This is a genomic window from Thalassobacillus devorans (assembly GCF_900176565.1).
GTDB lineage: Bacteria > Bacillota > Bacilli > Bacillales > Halobacillaceae > Thalassobacillus > Thalassobacillus devorans_A.
In genome coordinates this window covers 20,596-37,993 of the sequence record NZ_FXEH01000006.1, presented here as the reverse complement: position 1 = coordinate 37,993, position 17,398 = coordinate 20,596, and the positions used below count along the sequence as shown (strand labels likewise).

Annotated in this window: 12 protein-coding genes; all 12 read right to left on the bottom strand. The window is 42.6% G+C overall.

Translation table 11 applies throughout. The features are described from left to right. Positions 1–71 precede the first annotated feature (71 nt). The 12 genes from B9Y67_RS11085 to B9Y67_RS11030 all read right to left on the bottom strand — a co-directional run bounded on the left by B9Y67_RS11085 (position 72) and on the right by B9Y67_RS11030 (position 17,289). Positions 72–1,193, bottom strand: coding sequence for a Ger(x)C family spore germination protein (locus tag B9Y67_RS11085; protein ID WP_085506791.1), 1,122 nt, complete (start codon positions 1,191–1,193; stop codon positions 72–74). Further along, positions 1,190–2,338 carry a GerAB/ArcD/ProY family transporter gene (locus B9Y67_RS11080; RefSeq protein WP_176223971.1) on the bottom strand — a complete coding sequence of 383 codons (1,149 nt, stop codon included), beginning with the start codon at positions 2,336–2,338 and terminating at the stop codon, positions 1,190–1,192. The genes B9Y67_RS11085 and B9Y67_RS11080 overlap by 4 nt, the downstream gene beginning before the upstream one ends. Then, the gene (locus B9Y67_RS11075) at positions 2,295–3,851 is read right to left on the bottom strand and encodes a spore germination protein (RefSeq protein WP_085506789.1); all 1,557 of its coding nucleotides are present in this window, start codon (positions 3,849–3,851) and stop codon (positions 2,295–2,297) included. Before B9Y67_RS11075 ends, B9Y67_RS11080 begins: the two co-directional genes overlap by 44 nt. 210 nt (positions 3,852–4,061) lie before the next feature. Next, complete coding sequence (locus B9Y67_RS11070) at positions 4,062–5,354, bottom strand: NCS2 family permease (protein ID WP_085506788.1); 1,293 nt, start codon at positions 5,352–5,354, stop codon at positions 4,062–4,064. A 184-nt stretch (positions 5,355–5,538) separates the two neighbouring features. Continuing rightward, on the bottom strand, positions 5,539–6,354 hold the full coding sequence (proC, locus tag B9Y67_RS11065; protein WP_085506787.1) for a pyrroline-5-carboxylate reductase: 816 nt from the start codon (positions 6,352–6,354) through the stop codon (positions 5,539–5,541). Between the two features lie 419 nt (positions 6,355–6,773). Next, positions 6,774–8,270, bottom strand: coding sequence for a potassium/proton antiporter (locus tag B9Y67_RS11060; protein WP_085506786.1), 1,497 nt, complete (start codon positions 8,268–8,270; stop codon positions 6,774–6,776). A gap of 687 nt (positions 8,271–8,957) precedes the next feature. After that, positions 8,958–10,118, bottom strand: a complete 1,161-nt coding sequence (yhbH, locus tag B9Y67_RS11050) for a sporulation protein YhbH (RefSeq protein WP_229717952.1) — start codon at positions 10,116–10,118, stop codon at positions 8,958–8,960. A 249-nt stretch (positions 10,119–10,367) separates the two neighbouring features. Then, positions 10,368–10,586, bottom strand: coding sequence for a hypothetical protein (locus B9Y67_RS11045; RefSeq protein ID WP_062447664.1), 219 nt, complete (start codon positions 10,584–10,586; stop codon positions 10,368–10,370). 110 nt (positions 10,587–10,696) lie between these two features. Beyond that, positions 10,697–11,998 (bottom strand): 2-oxoglutarate dehydrogenase complex dihydrolipoyllysine-residue succinyltransferase, encoded by a 1,302-nt coding sequence (gene odhB, locus B9Y67_RS11040; RefSeq protein ID WP_085506784.1) that lies wholly within the window; start codon positions 11,996–11,998, stop codon positions 10,697–10,699. Then, positions 11,985–14,864: a 2-oxoglutarate dehydrogenase E1 component gene (locus tag B9Y67_RS11035; protein WP_085506783.1), complete on the bottom strand. Its 2,880-nt coding sequence runs from the start codon at positions 14,862–14,864 to the stop codon at positions 11,985–11,987. The genes odhB and B9Y67_RS11035 overlap by 14 nt, the downstream gene beginning before the upstream one ends. Before the next feature lie 241 nt (positions 14,865–15,105). Beyond that, positions 15,106–15,267, bottom strand: a complete 162-nt coding sequence (locus B9Y67_RS20690) for a hypothetical protein (RefSeq protein WP_176223970.1) — start codon at positions 15,265–15,267, stop codon at positions 15,106–15,108. A gap of 126 nt (positions 15,268–15,393) precedes the next feature. Continuing rightward, the gene (locus tag B9Y67_RS11030; protein WP_085506782.1) at positions 15,394–17,289 is read right to left on the bottom strand and encodes a PrkA family serine protein kinase; all 1,896 of its coding nucleotides are present in this window, start codon (positions 17,287–17,289) and stop codon (positions 15,394–15,396) included. Positions 17,290–17,398: the final 109 nt, after the last annotated feature.

Here is a 17,398-nt window from a genome sequence, read left to right as displayed (position 1 = left end):
CCTGAATAAATATTACTCTATTTCTGTAGACGTTTTCACCGCTGGGAAAGTTTCAAATTTTGACATATTTTTTAACCAATGGTTCCATGTTCCTGAATAACGACATTGACTTTTGGAGTTATTGTGATGGTTTTAAAGTCCTTCTCCCAATCCATCTGTTTCCAAGTATCATAATGGAAAGCTTCTGTTCGCCTGCCAATCCCAAGAACATCACTGTGCGCCTCTTGCAAAAGTGAGATGACCTCTTCCGCTTCTTTTGTTAAAGTTTCCGATAGTTTCTTTTCTAATTCTGTTATTTTATTGGGATCTGTCAATTTATCCAGCGGGTACTCCACCACATTCACATATAAATCCAAGTTGATATCTACAGAAATCGTTCCTCCGGAAGGTGTGATCTTTAAATTACGGTTATGATTGGTAACTTCGGCACTTAAATATCTAGCCATCCTCGGCTCCCCTTTTTCACTTACTTTCCGAGTGATCCTGGCGACCTTGCCCTTTTTATTATCCATCAGCAGCAATAACGTGGCTTGCTCAGCATTAAGGGAGGTTCCATGATAATGTTTATCATGGAATAACGCTAATCCTTTATAATTCACTTTGTTTGCATCTTTATCTACCGTGAGTAGCGGTAGAGCAATATCGATCCCCGGTTCGAAAAGCTCAGCACAGATCAGCTGTACATTGTCCCCGTGAGAATGGGTAGTATCAGAAACAGCATCAAGTAATCCGACAATATGTTCAGATATCCGTGGTTCCTGGTCAGTGGTAACGGCAAATGCTTCAGCAGCTTCTCCTTCTACAACTGCTATCTCTGCGCTTAAATTATTTCGTGGCGCCCGATAATACCCATCTAATACAGAGTAAATATCCTGCTTTGCAAGTTCTTCCCCAATGAGCAATACTTCCAATTTAGAGGGGTCAAATTTATAAGCTAATTGTTTATCGATTTCATTCCTGGCATCGAACAAGTTATCACCGATACCGGTCTCAATATGCGCGTTTCCTTCCGTTGCCCTTTCTGTACCTGTCTCTGGAATCAGTACGGATACGGTATCTTTTACTTGTCCATCATCCGTAAGATCAAAAGTTGCCCCCATGATTAACTTAGCGTCTTTGAATAGTCGTTGATCCCAGCAGCCTGTTAGTAACACCAAACAACAGATGAGCAGTAATAAACTTTTCTTTTTCATGTGGAATCCCTTCCTGTAAGCTCCTTTTTACGAGCCAAGAATACTACTAATAAAAGAACAGGCAGTAAGCCAGAGAACAGATAGCCGAACTTCATCACGATATCTCCATATTGGCCGATCAGCTGCTCTCCCCTCCCGAAGGTCAATCCTAAAGTCAAAGCAACGCCAGCCATCATCACCATGAAAGGCATTTCCTTGTTACTATCAAGCATGTGCTTCAGTCCTTTCCCGGCCATATATAGATAAGTCGTGAAAGATGTGGTTACTGACACGATCCAAACGGAGATGAAAAATAGGTCCAGCCGTTCAACAACGCTGAATTCATATGCCTTCAACATGTATAATACCGGCTCTGGGACGAGTAAGATTTCTTTGGCTCCAAAGAAAGTAAACGTTGAGAAAACCACTAGCAGGTAAAATCCCAGAATAAACCACTGGGTATAAAATATCGTTTTTAATTTCTCTTTATCGGTACCTTCTACAAGCGGGTAGATGATTAAGACGAACACAAAACCTAACAAGGAAAGTACCCCTTCATTAATACCTTTTAAAATAGGCTCTATCCCTGCTTTACCAATCGGTAAGATGAAAATAAAATTGGCATCTCTGATGCCGTAAATCAATGAGACAACCAGGATGAGCATCAGCCCGGAAAAAAGTGTATAGGCCCTTGCCAATACTTTTATTTTTCCGGAAATCAAATACAATCCGGCAGAAACCATTAATGTCATCAGTATCCATTTTGGCGTATTGATCAGCATCCATAAATTGATGACCCGCGTATAAAGTATGAGGATTAAAGCTCCAACTGCAATAAAATATAAGCAATAAAACAACGTAGCAGCCTTCCCGGGCCATTTCCCAAAAACCTTTTCTAAATTCATAAATAAATGCTGTTTGGGAGTATTCTTAAGAAGCAGCCAATAAAGTAACAGGATCAGCTGAACAATCAGACTTGCACCGATAAGCGATATCCAACCATCCTGTTTCGCGACTTGCTGGAGGTTGTAAGGGAGAGATATGACCCCGACGCCAATTTGAGTCTGAATAATTAGAAAGAAAAATTGAAGGCGGGTGATTTTCGTGTTAAGAAAGGCTGCATCATTTTGACTTTTTGGTTTGTTTTGATTTTTTTGATTTGCCATTTCTCTTCCACTCCCTTGATTCTCCCATCGACTGCTCTTTGATTGGATTCGCATCTTTCGGTCTGGTATCTAATTTAAATAAAGGTATCCGGACAAACGTATCTTTTAAATCTTGAATCCTTAACGGTGATACAGGAGCGAAATAAGGATTGCCGAAAGACTCTAACTTGACCAAATGGATGAGGATAAACAATATGCCAAAAACGATCCCGATAAACCCTAGAGTGCTTGCAAGAATAATCAACGGGAATGTCAACAACCGGAGTGTCGTACTTAATTCATGAGAAGGGACGACAAAAGAGGCGATCGCTGTCAACGCGACGACAATCACCATCAAATTAGAAATAAGCCCCGCCCTTATGACTGCATCACCAATGACCAAACCTCCCACGATACCGATGGTCTGTCCTACAGGCTGTGGCAGTCTGATCCCGGCTTCACGAATCAATTCGATGATGATGACCATGATGAATGCTTCCACAAATGGTGGATAAGCAATCTGATCAATCGCACTCTTGACAGGCGGCACCAGATCATCCGGTATCACTTCAAAATGAAAACCGATAATAGCGATATACATAGCCGGAAGACCAATAGCAATTAGGAAACTCATTAAGCGGATAAGACGGATGAAAGTACCAGAAACCCACCGGGCATTATAGTCATCCGGTGACTGGTAAAACATAAAAAAGGTGGATGGGAGAATGAGCACAGTGGGACTGCCTTCTGCCATTAAAGCTACTTTTCCAGACATGATATTCGCAATTACCCGGTCCGGCCGCTCCGTACTTAATGTTTGAGGAAACGGCGACATCGGATTGTCTTCGATGAACTCTTCCATAAAACCAGGACTGAGAATAGTATCCGCAGTGACACTTTTAATCCTTTTCTCAACTTCCTTAACTAACTCAGGGTTTGTAATTCCATCCATATAAGCAATGGCTATATTTGTATTTGTTTTTTTACCAACTCGGAAGTATTTGATTGTTAAATCCCGATGTTCCAATCGTTTCCGAACCAGATTAATGTTGATCATGATATTTTCTACAAAACCTTCATGGGAGCCTCTAACCACTTTTTCGTTCTCCGGTTCCTCTACGCTCCGATTGTAGGTCGTGGTGACTGAAAAGTATGCCAGTGATTTACTTCCCTCTTCTATATAAAGCGCATGCCCCCGCAAAAGCACTTTGAGTGCTTCTTCTAAATCGTCTGTCTGTTTCCCATTTGGGAGTTTAGATATAGAATCAAACTTTCCGTTTTCTATTGGCGTAAATATATTTTCTTGTAACTTTTCCTGATCCGATAGTGTCTCAAAGAAAAGAAGTGCTGCCTGGCCTTCATTTAATATACGAATCTTCAAATCATTGGAATGTTTTAAGGCTTTAGTGAGATATTCGATATTTCTAGATAGCTGGGAATAGCTAGGCTGCTCTGGCTCCTTAACGTCCGCTTCATTACCAGGCTGCTCTTCAATTAATTTATCCTGTTTCGACTTACGTCTCCGATAACCCATCCCACTCACCACCTTCATCTATACATAGTAATTCTTAGTATGGACGTTCCGCCGCTATTTAGTCATTTCTGGAAGAAAGACCATTAGAAAAACTTGACTTATCCCCAAGTATTGAAAGCCTTAGATTTTCTTACTTTAATCCTTTAACAAAGTTAAACATTCTTAAAGTATAAAAAAATGCCACCCGCTTAGGCGAGTGGCATTACTTTATTAATGGGCTGGAAAGAAGATCATCTGTAAAACAAAAATGATACCGAAAAAATATAATATCCAGTGTACCTCTTTCCCTTTTCCACTAACAAGCTTCAATAAAGGATAAGTGATGAAACCGATAGAAATCCCAGTTGCAATACTTGAGGTAAGCGGCATCGTCAAAAGAATCGCAAAAGCAGGAAAAGCTTCGTCAAAGGTCTTCCAATCAACCCGTGCAAGACCTTCCATCATAAAACAGCCAACAATAATTAATACCGGTGCGGTAATGGCAGGCAAATCAGAAATGGCCGCTACGATGGGGGATATAAATATCGACAAGAAAAACAACGAGGCAACAACAATAGACGTAAGTCCAGTCCGTCCTCCGGCAGCTACCCCTGAAGTAGATTCGATATATGCCGTAGAAGGACTTGTGCCGAACATAGACCCGGTTGTTGTGGCAATTGCATCAGCCATCAAAGCTGACTTCGCCCTGGGCAGGCTCCCATCTGCTTTTATGAAACCAGCCTGCTCAGCGACTCCGATCATCGTGCCAGTTGTATCAAAAATTGTCACTAATAAGAATGCGAACACAACCGTATATAATCCTTGGGAAAACACACCAGCAACATCGATATCAAAAAATACCGGAGCCGGAGGAGCCGATACAAAACCTTCAAACTGCAGTTGCCCAGTAATATAACCAAGAATCCCCGTAATTACCATTCCTAGAAACAGCGCACCTTTTACTTTCCGGGCCATCAGTCCGAGCGTAATGAATAAACCAGCCAGGGTCAGCAAAGTGACAGGCTGGTGCAAATCTCCAAAGGTGACCATTGTCGCTTCGCTCGGAACGACAATTCCTGACATTTTCAACCCAAGAAATGCAATGAACAATCCAATCCCGGAAGTAATCCCATATTTCAATGAGTCAGGGATCGCCATAATTAACGTTTCTCGTAACTTCGTCAAGCTTAATAATATAAATAATAGACCAGCAATAAAAACAGTTCCAAATACAACTTGATAGGATACCCCTTGAGAAGCAACCACACTGGCAAAATACGCATTCAGCCCCATTCCGGGAGCAATGGCAATCGGGTAGTTGGCTGCGAATGCCATGATTAACGTACCGACAAGCGCAGAAATGACGGTAGCCATAAACACCTGTTCAAATGGTACACCAGCTGAAGATAAGATAGCAGGGTTGACGACAATAATATAGACCATCGTAAGAAAAGTGGTCACTCCTGCCATTACTTCTGTTCGTGGATTTGTATTATTTTCTTTGAGACGAAAAACTTTCTCCATATAAAACACCCGTCTTTCCGAATAATATAAACAACATTTACTATATTATTCGTTTTTATAGGTGTATGCAACCTTTTTACAATATCCTAGCTTAAAGAAAAAACTGACTAATATCCAGGAAGTTTAGATGTGAGTCTGGAATTTTATGAAATCACAAAAAAAGAAGCCGAAAGTCCGGCTTCCTTTATTTTTTACTCTCGGAAAGGAATTTAGCTCTTTTTGTGCATGCATCCATTGCGGACTGTACCGCACTCCTGAAACCTGCTTCCTCAAGAGCTGTTACAGCTTCAATCGTGGATCCACCTGGCGTACAGACGTCATCTTTCAGCTTCCCAGGATGTTCGCCCGTTTCTAATACCATTTTAGCCGCTCCTAAGACGGCTTGAGACGCCAGCTTATAGGCTTGCCCTCTTGGGATTCCCTGCTGAACCGCTCCATCGGCCATCGATTCAATGAACATGTAGACATAGGCCGGTGCAGAACCGCTGACAGCTGGGATAGCGTCCATCAGCTTCTCAGCCATTACTTCTGCTTTTCCGAAGCTTTCGTAAATAGCTTTCACTTCCTGAAGTTCCTCTTCGCTTACAAATTCATTCGGGCAAAGCACACTCATCCCTTCCCCTACGAGGGAAGGCGTATTAGGCATGGTTCTAATTACTTTGACCTGATGGTCGAAAGAATTTTCAATGTCGCCAATGGTGATCCCTGCTGCTATAGTGATGATAATGGCATCAGCACGCACATAATCCTTGATTTCTTCAATTACCTCTTTATAAATATACGGTTTGACAGCAAGGAATAAAATATCGCTTTCACTTGCCAATCGTTTATTGTTATTAGATGTATCAATATTGAACCTGCAGGCCGCTCCTTCGATCGTTTCATCGGTAATCGCTGTAGCTGACACCTGGTCTTTAGTTACAATGCCAGCTCTCAACATGCCCTGGATCATCGCCTGCGCCATATTTCCGCAGCCGACAAAACCGATTTGCTTATCCATCTGCTTACCCACTCTCCTTTAAAATCTAACGCACAAACACCTTTACAGCTGATGTACTTTTTTTCAATGTTTCTTCGTATGCCATGAACATATATAGTTGTAGCGAAAAACAGTTACCATTGTAGAATAATTATTGTGAAAATACAATTCGCTCTCCCTGGCCTTCGACATTTTTCGTCTTTGTGAGGTTTTCTTTTATATTCCCCAAATATTCCTCAAATCCCTCCCTATTCCTTTATTCTTTCGCAGGAAATATGAAAAATGGCATAAATTTCTGCGAAAGGGTTTACAAATGAAGGCCAGTTTCTTATAATTAACCATGTAATATTCATATCATAACGATTCACCAAAAATATCATAGCTGCTACGAGAAAAGCCGAGCTGATACCAGCTCGGCTTTTCTCGTGTTCATTCCGTGCTTATTCTATTACCTCTTCGGCACCTCCCTTGACTTCTTTCAGCAACTCCTGCACCTGCTTTTTCACACGTCTGGATACCGTGACATATAAAGTATCACCAGCCTGTATCGCTGTTTGTCCATAGGGGGTGATGATATCACCGTCTCTGATAATAGCATTAATCAAGGCTTTATCCGGAAGGTCCATATCTTCCAGTTTTTCTCCCACAATCTTATTATTTTCAGAAACATCAAACTCGATGATCTCCACATTCGCTTTTCCTATCGAAATCAGTTCCAAAGAATGAATCGGATTGCTGAGTTTATCAGAAACAAGGGAAAGCTTTTCCGCCAGCCAAGTAATTGTCGACCCTTGAATGAGCGCCGAAGTAAGTACGATAAAGAAAACGATGTTGAAGATCAACTGGCTGTTTTCCACACCAGCGAGCATCGGAAAGATGGAAAGCACAATTGGAACAGCACCACGAAGACCGGACCATGATAACAATACTTTTTCCTTATTGGTGTAACGGAAAAATACCAGGCTAATATAAACAGCAATGGGTCTGGCAAGAAACATGAGAATTAAAGAAATCAATATTCCTTTCCACATAATATCTGCCGTAAACACCTCAGATGGAAATACAAACAAACCCAAAATGACGAACATCAAAATCTGGGCCATCCAACCGAACCCTTCGTTAAATCTTAAAATAGAATATCGGTAGGCAAGCTCAGAATTTCCGATTACTACTGCTGTTATATAGACAGCCAACAGACCACTGGCCTGCACGAGGGAACTGATGCTATAGGATAATAGTGCGAATGCAATAGCAAAGAGCGGATAAAGACCACTTGAATCCAAGTTGATTCGATTTAAGGAAAAACTCGAAATATAGCCAAGTAGAAGGCCAACGACCGCTCCTGCCCCCATTTGCCAGAAGAACAACATAATTGTACCTAAGATACTTGATGAGTCCTCGGTTAATAACTGAATAAACGTGATCGTCAGGAATACGGCCATCGGATCATTTGTACCGGATTCCGCTTCCAGTGTTGCTCCGAGTTTATTACGGATATTTTTCCCTTTCAATACAGCAAAGACGGCAGCTGCGTCCGTAGAACCAACAATAGAACCTACAAGAAACGCTTCCAGCCATGATACGTCAAGAATGAATTTTGCAAGCAATGCAACCATGCTTGATGTTAATAAAACACCAAGGGTAGCTAATGTAATTGAGGGAGCAAGAACCTTTCTCATAGCGCCCCACTTCGTCTGCATCCCACCCTCAAACAAAATGATCACTAAAGACATAACACCGATGAGCTGTGCCAGTTCAGCATTATTGAAATAAATGATATTTAATCCATCCGACCCTACAACCATTCCGACCATGATGAATAAAACAAGAGAAGGAACACCTAACCTTGAGGAGAACTTCGTTACCAGAACACTGCTTACGAGCAATAATGCGATAAGGAATATATTTTGATTAGATTGCAGTACTTCTTGAATCATTGCTATGAACACCCTAACTGATTGCTTGTCTACTATGATTATAAACTTTTTTCCTAGTAAGCAAAATTATTCCACTCGCTATACCACTTAAAACATTTACATTATAGGCTTATTCAATTAAAGGACCGAAAAGTCGAAGACTTGATTTCGAGATATTTATTGGGGATTAGGGGCTACGGGAAACGCTTCGCTTTCCGTGGGCGTGTGCTGAGTCTCCTCAGGCTTCGCCTTGCGGGGCCTCAGCGATCCCGCATATCCCACAGGAGTCTCACCGTTTCCCTACGCCCCTTTGCCATAGGGAGTTCTCGAAATCACACTTGTACAAAAGTGCCCTATGATAATAGAAAGAAGATTTTGGTCCCCTTACATCCTTTATAATAGCCTGAGAATAAAGGTTTTATTGTACGCCCTTTCCCCTTTTGAAGGGTCCGTTTATTACAAAAATAGCTGGATGGGCAGGGAAACGGGGAGACTCCCGCGGGAGAAGGGGCTAGGCGAGATCCCGCAGGGCTTTAGCCCGAGGAAGCTTGCCAGGTCCCCCGCAGGAAAGCGAGTCGTTTCCCAGCCCATCCCTTACCTTTCGGTAACGGACCCAACTATCTTGAAACTGAGTCTTCAGCAATTGGGAGCTTATAGTGAATTTTAAAAGAGACATACAAAAAAGAACCAGCTCTTTGATAGAGCTGGTTACACTGTCATCTCTTCTTCTTTTTCGCTCAGGAACTTCTGCATGGCGTAAAGAACATCTGCTTTCTTTCTCAAAACATAATAACTGAACTTTGGATGTTCGATTTTCTTATACACTTGCATCAGGCTGGAGTGCCGGTTGTATTGATTTACTTCTCCATATCCAAACAGACTGGATACCTTCAGGAGCTCATCGATAAGCTGCAGACATCGTTTGTTATCGGATGTTAAATTGTCTCCATCTGAAAAATGAAAAGGATAGATATTATAACGTTCTGGAGAATATTTTTGATCGATCAGCTCAAGAGCTTTACGGTAAGCTGAGGAACAAATCGTACCCCCGCTTTCTCCTTTGGAAAAGAAGTCATCTTCACTAACTACCTTTGCTTCCGTATGATGTGCGATGAATTCAATATCCACAGTTTCATATTTAGATTTCAAGAAACGATTCATCCAAAAGAAGAAGCTTCTTGCCATATACTTTTCCCACAATCCCATCGAACCTGAGGTATCCATCATCGCAATGACGACCGCTTTTGATTCAGGCTTCACGACGTCATTCCAGGTCTTATAGCGGACATCTTCTGGATAAATCGGTGCAAACGATGACGTCCCTTTCATGGCGTTTCGTTTGAAAGCCTCAAGCATCGTACGACGTTTATCAATATTTCCCGTCAGACCTGTTTTCCTGACATCACTGAATTCAATGTCCGTCGTGACAATATTGTCTTTCTCTTTTTCCTCCAGGTTCGGCAGCTCAAGTTCTTTAAATAATGCCTCTTCCAGTTCAGCAAGACTAATTTCTGCCTCGTAATAATCTTCGCCTGCCTGATCACCTGCTCCTTCACCTTTACCTGCTTTCTTGTCACCCGATCCGTCTCTTGCAACCACGTCACCTACTTGGCTATCTCCATCCCCTTGACCAACATGTTTATTTTTGTCATGGTTGTAGCGGATTTTATATTCATCCAGTGATCGAATTGGTATTTTAACAACATGTTTGCCCTTTGACATGATGATGTTTTCTTCCGTGATCAAATCTGGGAGTTGATTCTTCATGGCCTCCTGAACTTTTTCCTGATGTCGCTTCTGGTCGTCATGTCCTTTTCGGTGGAGGGACCAATTTTCTTCTGCAATCACAAAATTCTTCTCTTCAGCCAACTTCATCCCCTCCTGCTATAGTATTATTCTATACTATGCAGGTTTGTCGATTTTGATTAAATATTCAGACTATTAATTTCAAAAAATACCACTCATATTTCAAATATAGGCTTAAAAAACCTTGATTTGATAATGATTCCACCAGCTTGTTTTCTATTCTATTAATTTTATAGAATATCTCCGAAAAAAAGAGAGAGATAAAATAAAAATACATCCCATGGTTAGACCCATGAGATGCACACGGACATTTTATTGATCTTCATCATTTTCTTCGTTTTTCTCAGCTTTCATTTGGGAAAGGAGCTCTTCGCTCGCTTTTTCTGCTGATGTCACTTCCGTCAACCCCATAAAAGACCAGCCCTTCGATTCGACCCAGTCCATGAACTCATTCAAAAATTCATCATGGGTGAGATCAACATCATAAATCGCTCCGTTGATGGAGATCGTTTTCTTTGGGTATAAAATCATGTTGAAAGATCGTGGTGTCTTCATATGATCCCACCTTTCCTGTTGATACTAACAATGTACCAGATAAAACGAATCCTCGCCATAGGCTATGGCGAGGATTCACAAAATGTTTAACCTTCCAACAATAGATCGTATGGGTCTTCAATCAATTCCTTCACACGTACGAGGAATTGTACCGCTTCTTTTCCATCGACAATACGGTGATCGTAGGAAAGCGCAATGTACATCATCGGACGTACTTCGATGCTGTCATCCGGCATAACCATGGCACGCTTCTGAATGTTGTGCAAGCCAAGGATACCAACTTGTGGTGCATTCAAAATCGGTGTGGAAAGCATAGAACCGAAAGTTCCTCCGTTTGTAATCGTAAAGGAACCTCCCTGTAATTCATCCAACTGCAATTCTTTATTGATCGCTTTCTTAGCCAGACGGGAGATGTCTTTTTCAATTCCAGCAAAGCCTAAGCGGTCTGCATCACGAATGACTGGTACAACCAGACCTTCATCTGTAGAGACTGCCATACCGATGTCATAGAACTTCTTCTTAACGATTTCGTTGCCTTGGATTTCCGCATTCAGTAATGGGAATTCTTTCAAAGCACCGATGACCGCTTTGGTGAAGAAAGACATGAATCCAAGCTTGATATCATGTTTCTTCTGGAAGTCTTCTTTACGTTCTTTACGCAGCTGCATGACAGCAGACATGTCTACTTCGTTGAACGTCGTCAACATCGCAGAGTTTTGCTGCGCTTCAACAAGACGCTTCGCTATCGTTTGACGACGACGGGACATTTTCACGCGCTCGACCGGCTTATCAAATTCAGTTTTTTCATTGTTCTGTTCCGCTTTTTTCTCTTTCTTAGGTGCCTTTTGCTTCGTCTCTTTTTCTTTAGAACTGCTTGATGCAGCGTCTACATCCTCAGGACGAATGCGGCCTAATGGATCACGGGCACTGATTTCATTCAAGTCGATTCCCAATTCACGGGCACGCTTTCTGGCAGCCGGGGTTGCAATTACTTCACCTTTGCCATTTTCACCATCGGATGTTTCTTCTGCCTGTTTACTTTCTTCTTTCTTTTCTTCCTTCGCTTCTTTTGGTTCTTCTTTCTTCTCTTCTTTAGGCTCTTCTTTTTGTTCTTCTTTATCGGAGGAATCATCAGAAGATCCGCCAGCTTCACCATTTTCATCTACTTTAGCAATGACATCGCCAACTTCAACGTCGTCTCCGGCATCTTTTACGATTTCGGTCAATACTCCGCTGGCATCAGCGTTTACTTCTACGTTGACTTTATCTGTTTCGAGCTCCAGAATCGGATCGCCTTTTGATACCTTATCACCTTTTTTGACAAGCCACTCGGCAATCGTTCCTTCTGTAATGGACTCAGCTAATTCAGGGACCTTAATTTCTTTCACTTGAATTTCCTCCTTTAGACATCATTAGTGCTTCGTTTATAATGCGTTTTTGTTCTGTCTTGTGGATATTCGGTTCACCAACTGACGGAGATGCACGATGTGGACGTCCGACATAGCGGTGAATTTGGCCTTCTTCCAATAACCTGTGGAGGATACCCTCGACGAAGTACCAGCTTCCCATGTTTTGTGGTTCTTCTTGTACCCATACCAATTCTTCCAGGTTCGGGTATTCATTCATAATTTCTTTCAGGCGTTCTTCAGGGAAAGGATAAATCTGTTCTACCCTTACTCCGGCAATCGTATCAAAATTGTGCTCTTCTGCCTTTTCTGCAGTGTCTTCAATTTCTACCATAATTTTACCGCTGCCAATCAGTAATGTCTTGACCTTATCCTTGTTTTCACTTAAACCAGGCTGGTGTTTAAGAGTTTCGAATTTACCTTCAGCGAAATTTTCTCCAGGATCAGCTACTCGCTGGTTACGCAATAGACTCTTCGGTGTCATTAACACCAATGGACGTGCTTCTTCCTTACCACTGATTGCCGCTTGTCTGCGTAATAAGTGGAAGTATTGAGCAGCAGATGTCACATTGGCAACCGTCCAGTTGTTTTCCGCGGCGAGCTGTAAGAAACGTTCCAGACGGGCACTGGAGTGCTCAGGTCCTTGTCCTTCATAACCATGAGGCAGCAAGAAGACCATGCTTGTCTTTTCTCCCCATTTGGCACGGCCGGCTGCTACAAACTGATCAAAAATGACCTGACCCGCATTAGCAAAGTCACCAAACTGTGCTTCCCAAAGCACGAGTGATTCCGGAGCCTGCACACTGTAGCCGTATTCAAACCCTAACACACCTGCTTCTGATAGCGGGCTGTTATGGAGCGCAAATGATGCTTTCGCCTGCTCCAGTCCATGCAACGGGTTATAGGTTTCACCTGTTTCGACATCATGCAGGACCATATGACGATGAGCGAACGTACCACGTTCACTATCCTGTCCGGTAAGTCGGATCGGCAGGCCATCTTCCAGAATAGAAGCGAATGCAAGTGCTTCCGCTGTCGCCCAATCTACCTTTCCGCCATCTTCAAGCATTTTCTTCCTGCGTTGGAGAATTTTTTCTAATTTCTTAAAGCCATTGAAACCTTCCGGACGCTTCAACATTCCTTCATTCAAAGCCTTGAGGCGGTTGATATCAATGGCGGTTTCAATTTCATCCAATGTACTTTCTACCGCTTCCGGACGCTTCTCTGCCTCTGGTTCGGCCGTTTCATTTTCTTTCATATTCCGATAGAGTTCCCGGAGCTTGTTCTCGACTTTTTCTGTCATGTCCTTGAACTCTTCTTCTTTTATGACTCCTTCCTGCTGCAGTCTTTCCTGGTAAATATTTGCTGCAGTCGGATGGTTGTCAATTTCCTTATAGAGCTGGGGCTGTGTAGCGCGTGGTTCATCCATTTCGTTATGACCATAACGACGATAACCAACCAGGTCGATCAGGAAGTCTTTATGGAATTTCATGCGATATTCATAAGCGAGTGCTGCCGCTGATAAACACGCAACCGGATCATCCGCGTTAACATGGACCACCGGGATTTCAAAACCTTTCGCCAAATCACTGGCATAACGAGTAGAACGTCCATGTTCACGGTTCGTTGTAAACCCGACCAGGTTGTTGGCAATGACATGAAGCGTACCGCCTGCACGGTAGCCAGGCAGATCACTCATGTTCAAAGTTTCTGCAACGACACCCTCACCAATAAAGGCTGCGTCCCCGTGAATGACAATACCAAAAGCTTTATCCTGGGAATGCTTAGGTGCTCCAGCCTGGGAGCGATCATCCTGGGCAGCCCGTGTAAAGCCTTGTACCACTGGATTGACAAACTCCAGATGGGATGGGTTGTGGGCGAGCGTCACACGAGTCGAATGCTGTTCGCCATTCTTTATTTCACGACGGGCACCAAAGTGGTATTTCACATCGCCTGTCCATCCATAGTTGATTCCCATGGAACCTTCAGATGGCACCAGCTCCTTATCAGGAGAATGGTGGAATTCGGAAAAGATCTTATCATATGGCTTACCAAGAATATGGGCCAGTACATTCAAACGCCCACGGTGAGCCATCCCCATCATAATATGTTCTGTTTCATCTGCGTAAGAAGACTGGATGATATGCTCAAGCATTGGCACCATGATATCCAGGCCTTCAATCGAGAAACGTTTCTGCCCGACAAACGTCTTGGCCAGGAAATTCTCAAATCCTTCGACATCAACCAGCCTGCTGAGCAGCTGTTTCTTTTCTTCATCGCTTAAAGATACAACAAAGGAACCGGTATCTACTTTATCCTGCAGCCACTGTCGCTCTTCCTCATTATGCACATGATCATATTCGAAAGATATCGTGCCGGCATAACGTTCTTTCAATGTCTTGACTACTTGCAAAGCGTTGTTCAATTTGACCGGAGAATCAGGCCATACCCAATTTGCCGGGATAGCTTCCAAATCCTCTTCCGTCAAATTATAAGTAGCAGGATCAAGCAGCTCGGAATACCGTTCTTTCCCCCCTACGGCATAAATATCTGCTTCTAAATGTCCATGACGACGAATAGCCTCAACAAGCTTGTATGCTGAGGTCACCTTTGCGATGTCCTGTTCCGATGGTGCAGCAGCGCCGTTGCTCGTAGAGCGCTCGACCCCCGCTTCCATCCATACAGGAGCCCCATGCTCATCGAACATTTCCTTCAGTGAAGGATCGACAGCATCAGGGTCTTGCGTATAAAGTTCATACTGTTCTTCAATGTACCCCATATTGGGGCCGTGAAAGTTTTCCCAGAAGCTTTCCTGAGACCCATTGTTTGACAAGTTGATTACCCCCATGTAGATTGGTCTATCGTTGCGATTAACGTAAACGTTTGCAAACCTAAGTTACATTATAGGTTCGAGTAGTTAGTTCTTCAAGAATTATAACCTAATTTTTCGACTGAAAACAACAAAACCATTATAACAAGAAAGACGCACCTTTGGGTACGTCTTTTACAACTTTTCGACAATGTTTACCATGAAAAGGCTGGAAAATATATGTCAAAGTGAAAATGCTGTGAAATTTTCTTAAAAACAGTTATTTTTCGTGCTGTTTGGGATCTGGATCCTGCCCTTTATCTCTCACTTCTTCGTTCGTCTTCATACGCTCCATTACTCTGCCCTGGTATTTGACCTCTTTCATATCTTTTGCCATGGAACTATTATCAGGCTTATTCTTTTCCATTCTTTTATCACCCATACCTCCACCACCTTTTTTATTTAAGATACCCCAACTTCCTTCTGGAAAAACCTGAAAAGAAATTAAAAGAGCTTAAGTAATTAAAAAAGCATGGAAAAGGAAATCCTTTTCCATGCTCTTTTGGTATTATCTGTTTAAGAGGCTGCCGACGTAGCGAAGCAGTTCGTTCGCTGAGCTGGAGTTGTAGCCATATTCATCGACCAGGGTTGCGATGACTTCATTCATTTTCTTAAGCTGCTGTTCATCCGGCGTCTTTGTCGAGGTCGTAATCTTGACGATATCCTTCAAATCTGCAAACAGCTTCTTCTGGATCGCTTCGCGCAGGCGTTCATGGGAATGATAATCAAACTTCTTCCCTTTACGTGCATACGCGCTGATCCGGATCAAAATTTCTTCACGGAATGCTTTTTTGGCATTTTCAGAAATTCCAATTTGTTCTTCAATCGACCGCATCAGTTTTTCATCCGGGTTCATTTCGTCTCCTGTCAGCGGATCTCTGATCTTAGTCTTATTACAATAAGCTTCCACATTATCTAGATAATTGTCCATTAATGTTACGGCCGATTCTTCATAAGAGTAGACGAAAGCTTTCTGGACTTCTTTCTTCGCCAGCTCATCATATTCTTTACGGGCAACAGAAATGAAATTCAAATAACGTTCCTTATCTTCTTTAGAAATGGAAGCGTGGCTATCCAAACCATCCTTAAGTGAACGTAATACATCGAGCGCATTGATCGACGTCATCTCTTTTTTAATGATAGTAGAAGAAATCCGGTTGATGACATAACGTGGATCAATCCCACTCATTCCTTCATCCGGATGTTCTTTACGCAGTTCCTCTACATCCACGTCACTGAACCCTTCTACATTCTCTCCGTTATAAAGTCTCATTTTCTTCAATAAGTCTACTTGCCCGCGCGTAGAATCTTTCAGTCTCGTCAATATCGTAAACATCGCAGCAATTTTTAACGTATGTGGCGCGATATGGACATCCTTGATATCACTCTGCCTGATCATCTTTTCATAGATCCGTTCTTCTTGACTTACTTTTAAGTTGTAAGGTACAGGCATGACAATCATTCGCGAATGGAGTGCTTCATTCTTCTTATTGGCAATGAAGGAACGATACTCCGCTTCGTTCGTATGCGCAACGATCAACTCGTCTGCTGAAATCAATGCGAATCTTCCTGCCTTGAAGTTCCCTTCCTGGGTCAGTGACAGCAGATGCCACAGGAATTTTTCGTCACACTTCAGCATCTCCTGAAACTCCATCATCCCACGGTTGGCTTTATTCAATTCCCCGTCAAAACGGTAGGCGCGCGGGTCTGACTCAGAACCATATTCGGCAATGGTCGAAAAGTCGATTGAACCAGTAAGGTCAGCAATATCCTGGGACTTCGGATCCGATGGACTGAATGTGCCAATGCCGGTACGCTTATCCTCAGAAAAGAAAATACGCTCTACCATTACGTCTTCGATCCTGCCGCCATACTCTTCTTCCACCCTCATCATATTTAGCGGCGACAAGTTTCCTTCAATTCTAATGCCGTATTCCTCTTCAAAATCAGGACGTAAGTGGTGAGGAATCAAATGTAAAGGATCTTCATGCATGGGACACCCCTTGATGGCGTATACTGCCCCCTGGTCCGTATGCGAATACTTTTCTAAACCACGCTTCAGGATATTGACGAGCGTAGATTTACCGCCACTGACAGGACCCATCAATAGTAAAATCCTCTTGCGGACATCCAGTCGTTTGGCAGCCGGATGGAAATATTCTTCAACCAGCCGCTCCATCGCTTCTTCCAGACCATAAATCTCATGTTCAAAGAACTTGTACTTATGATGCCCTTCTCCCTCTTCAATCCCTGCGTCTTTAATCATATTATAAACACGCGAATGTGCAGATTGAGCTAAATAAGGCCGTTCCTTCAACAACTCTAAATAATCAGAAAAGGTTCCTTCCCATTTCAGCTTCTCCTCTTCTTCCCGGTAACTTTGAATCTTTTTCAAAATATCCAATGTACTACCTCCCCTGTAGATAATGGGCAAAAGCTGATTAGTAAAGTCTATGTAGCTACCGTATAAGTAATGAATAGATAATGAGAAGAACTGAAAAAACTTGTCCATT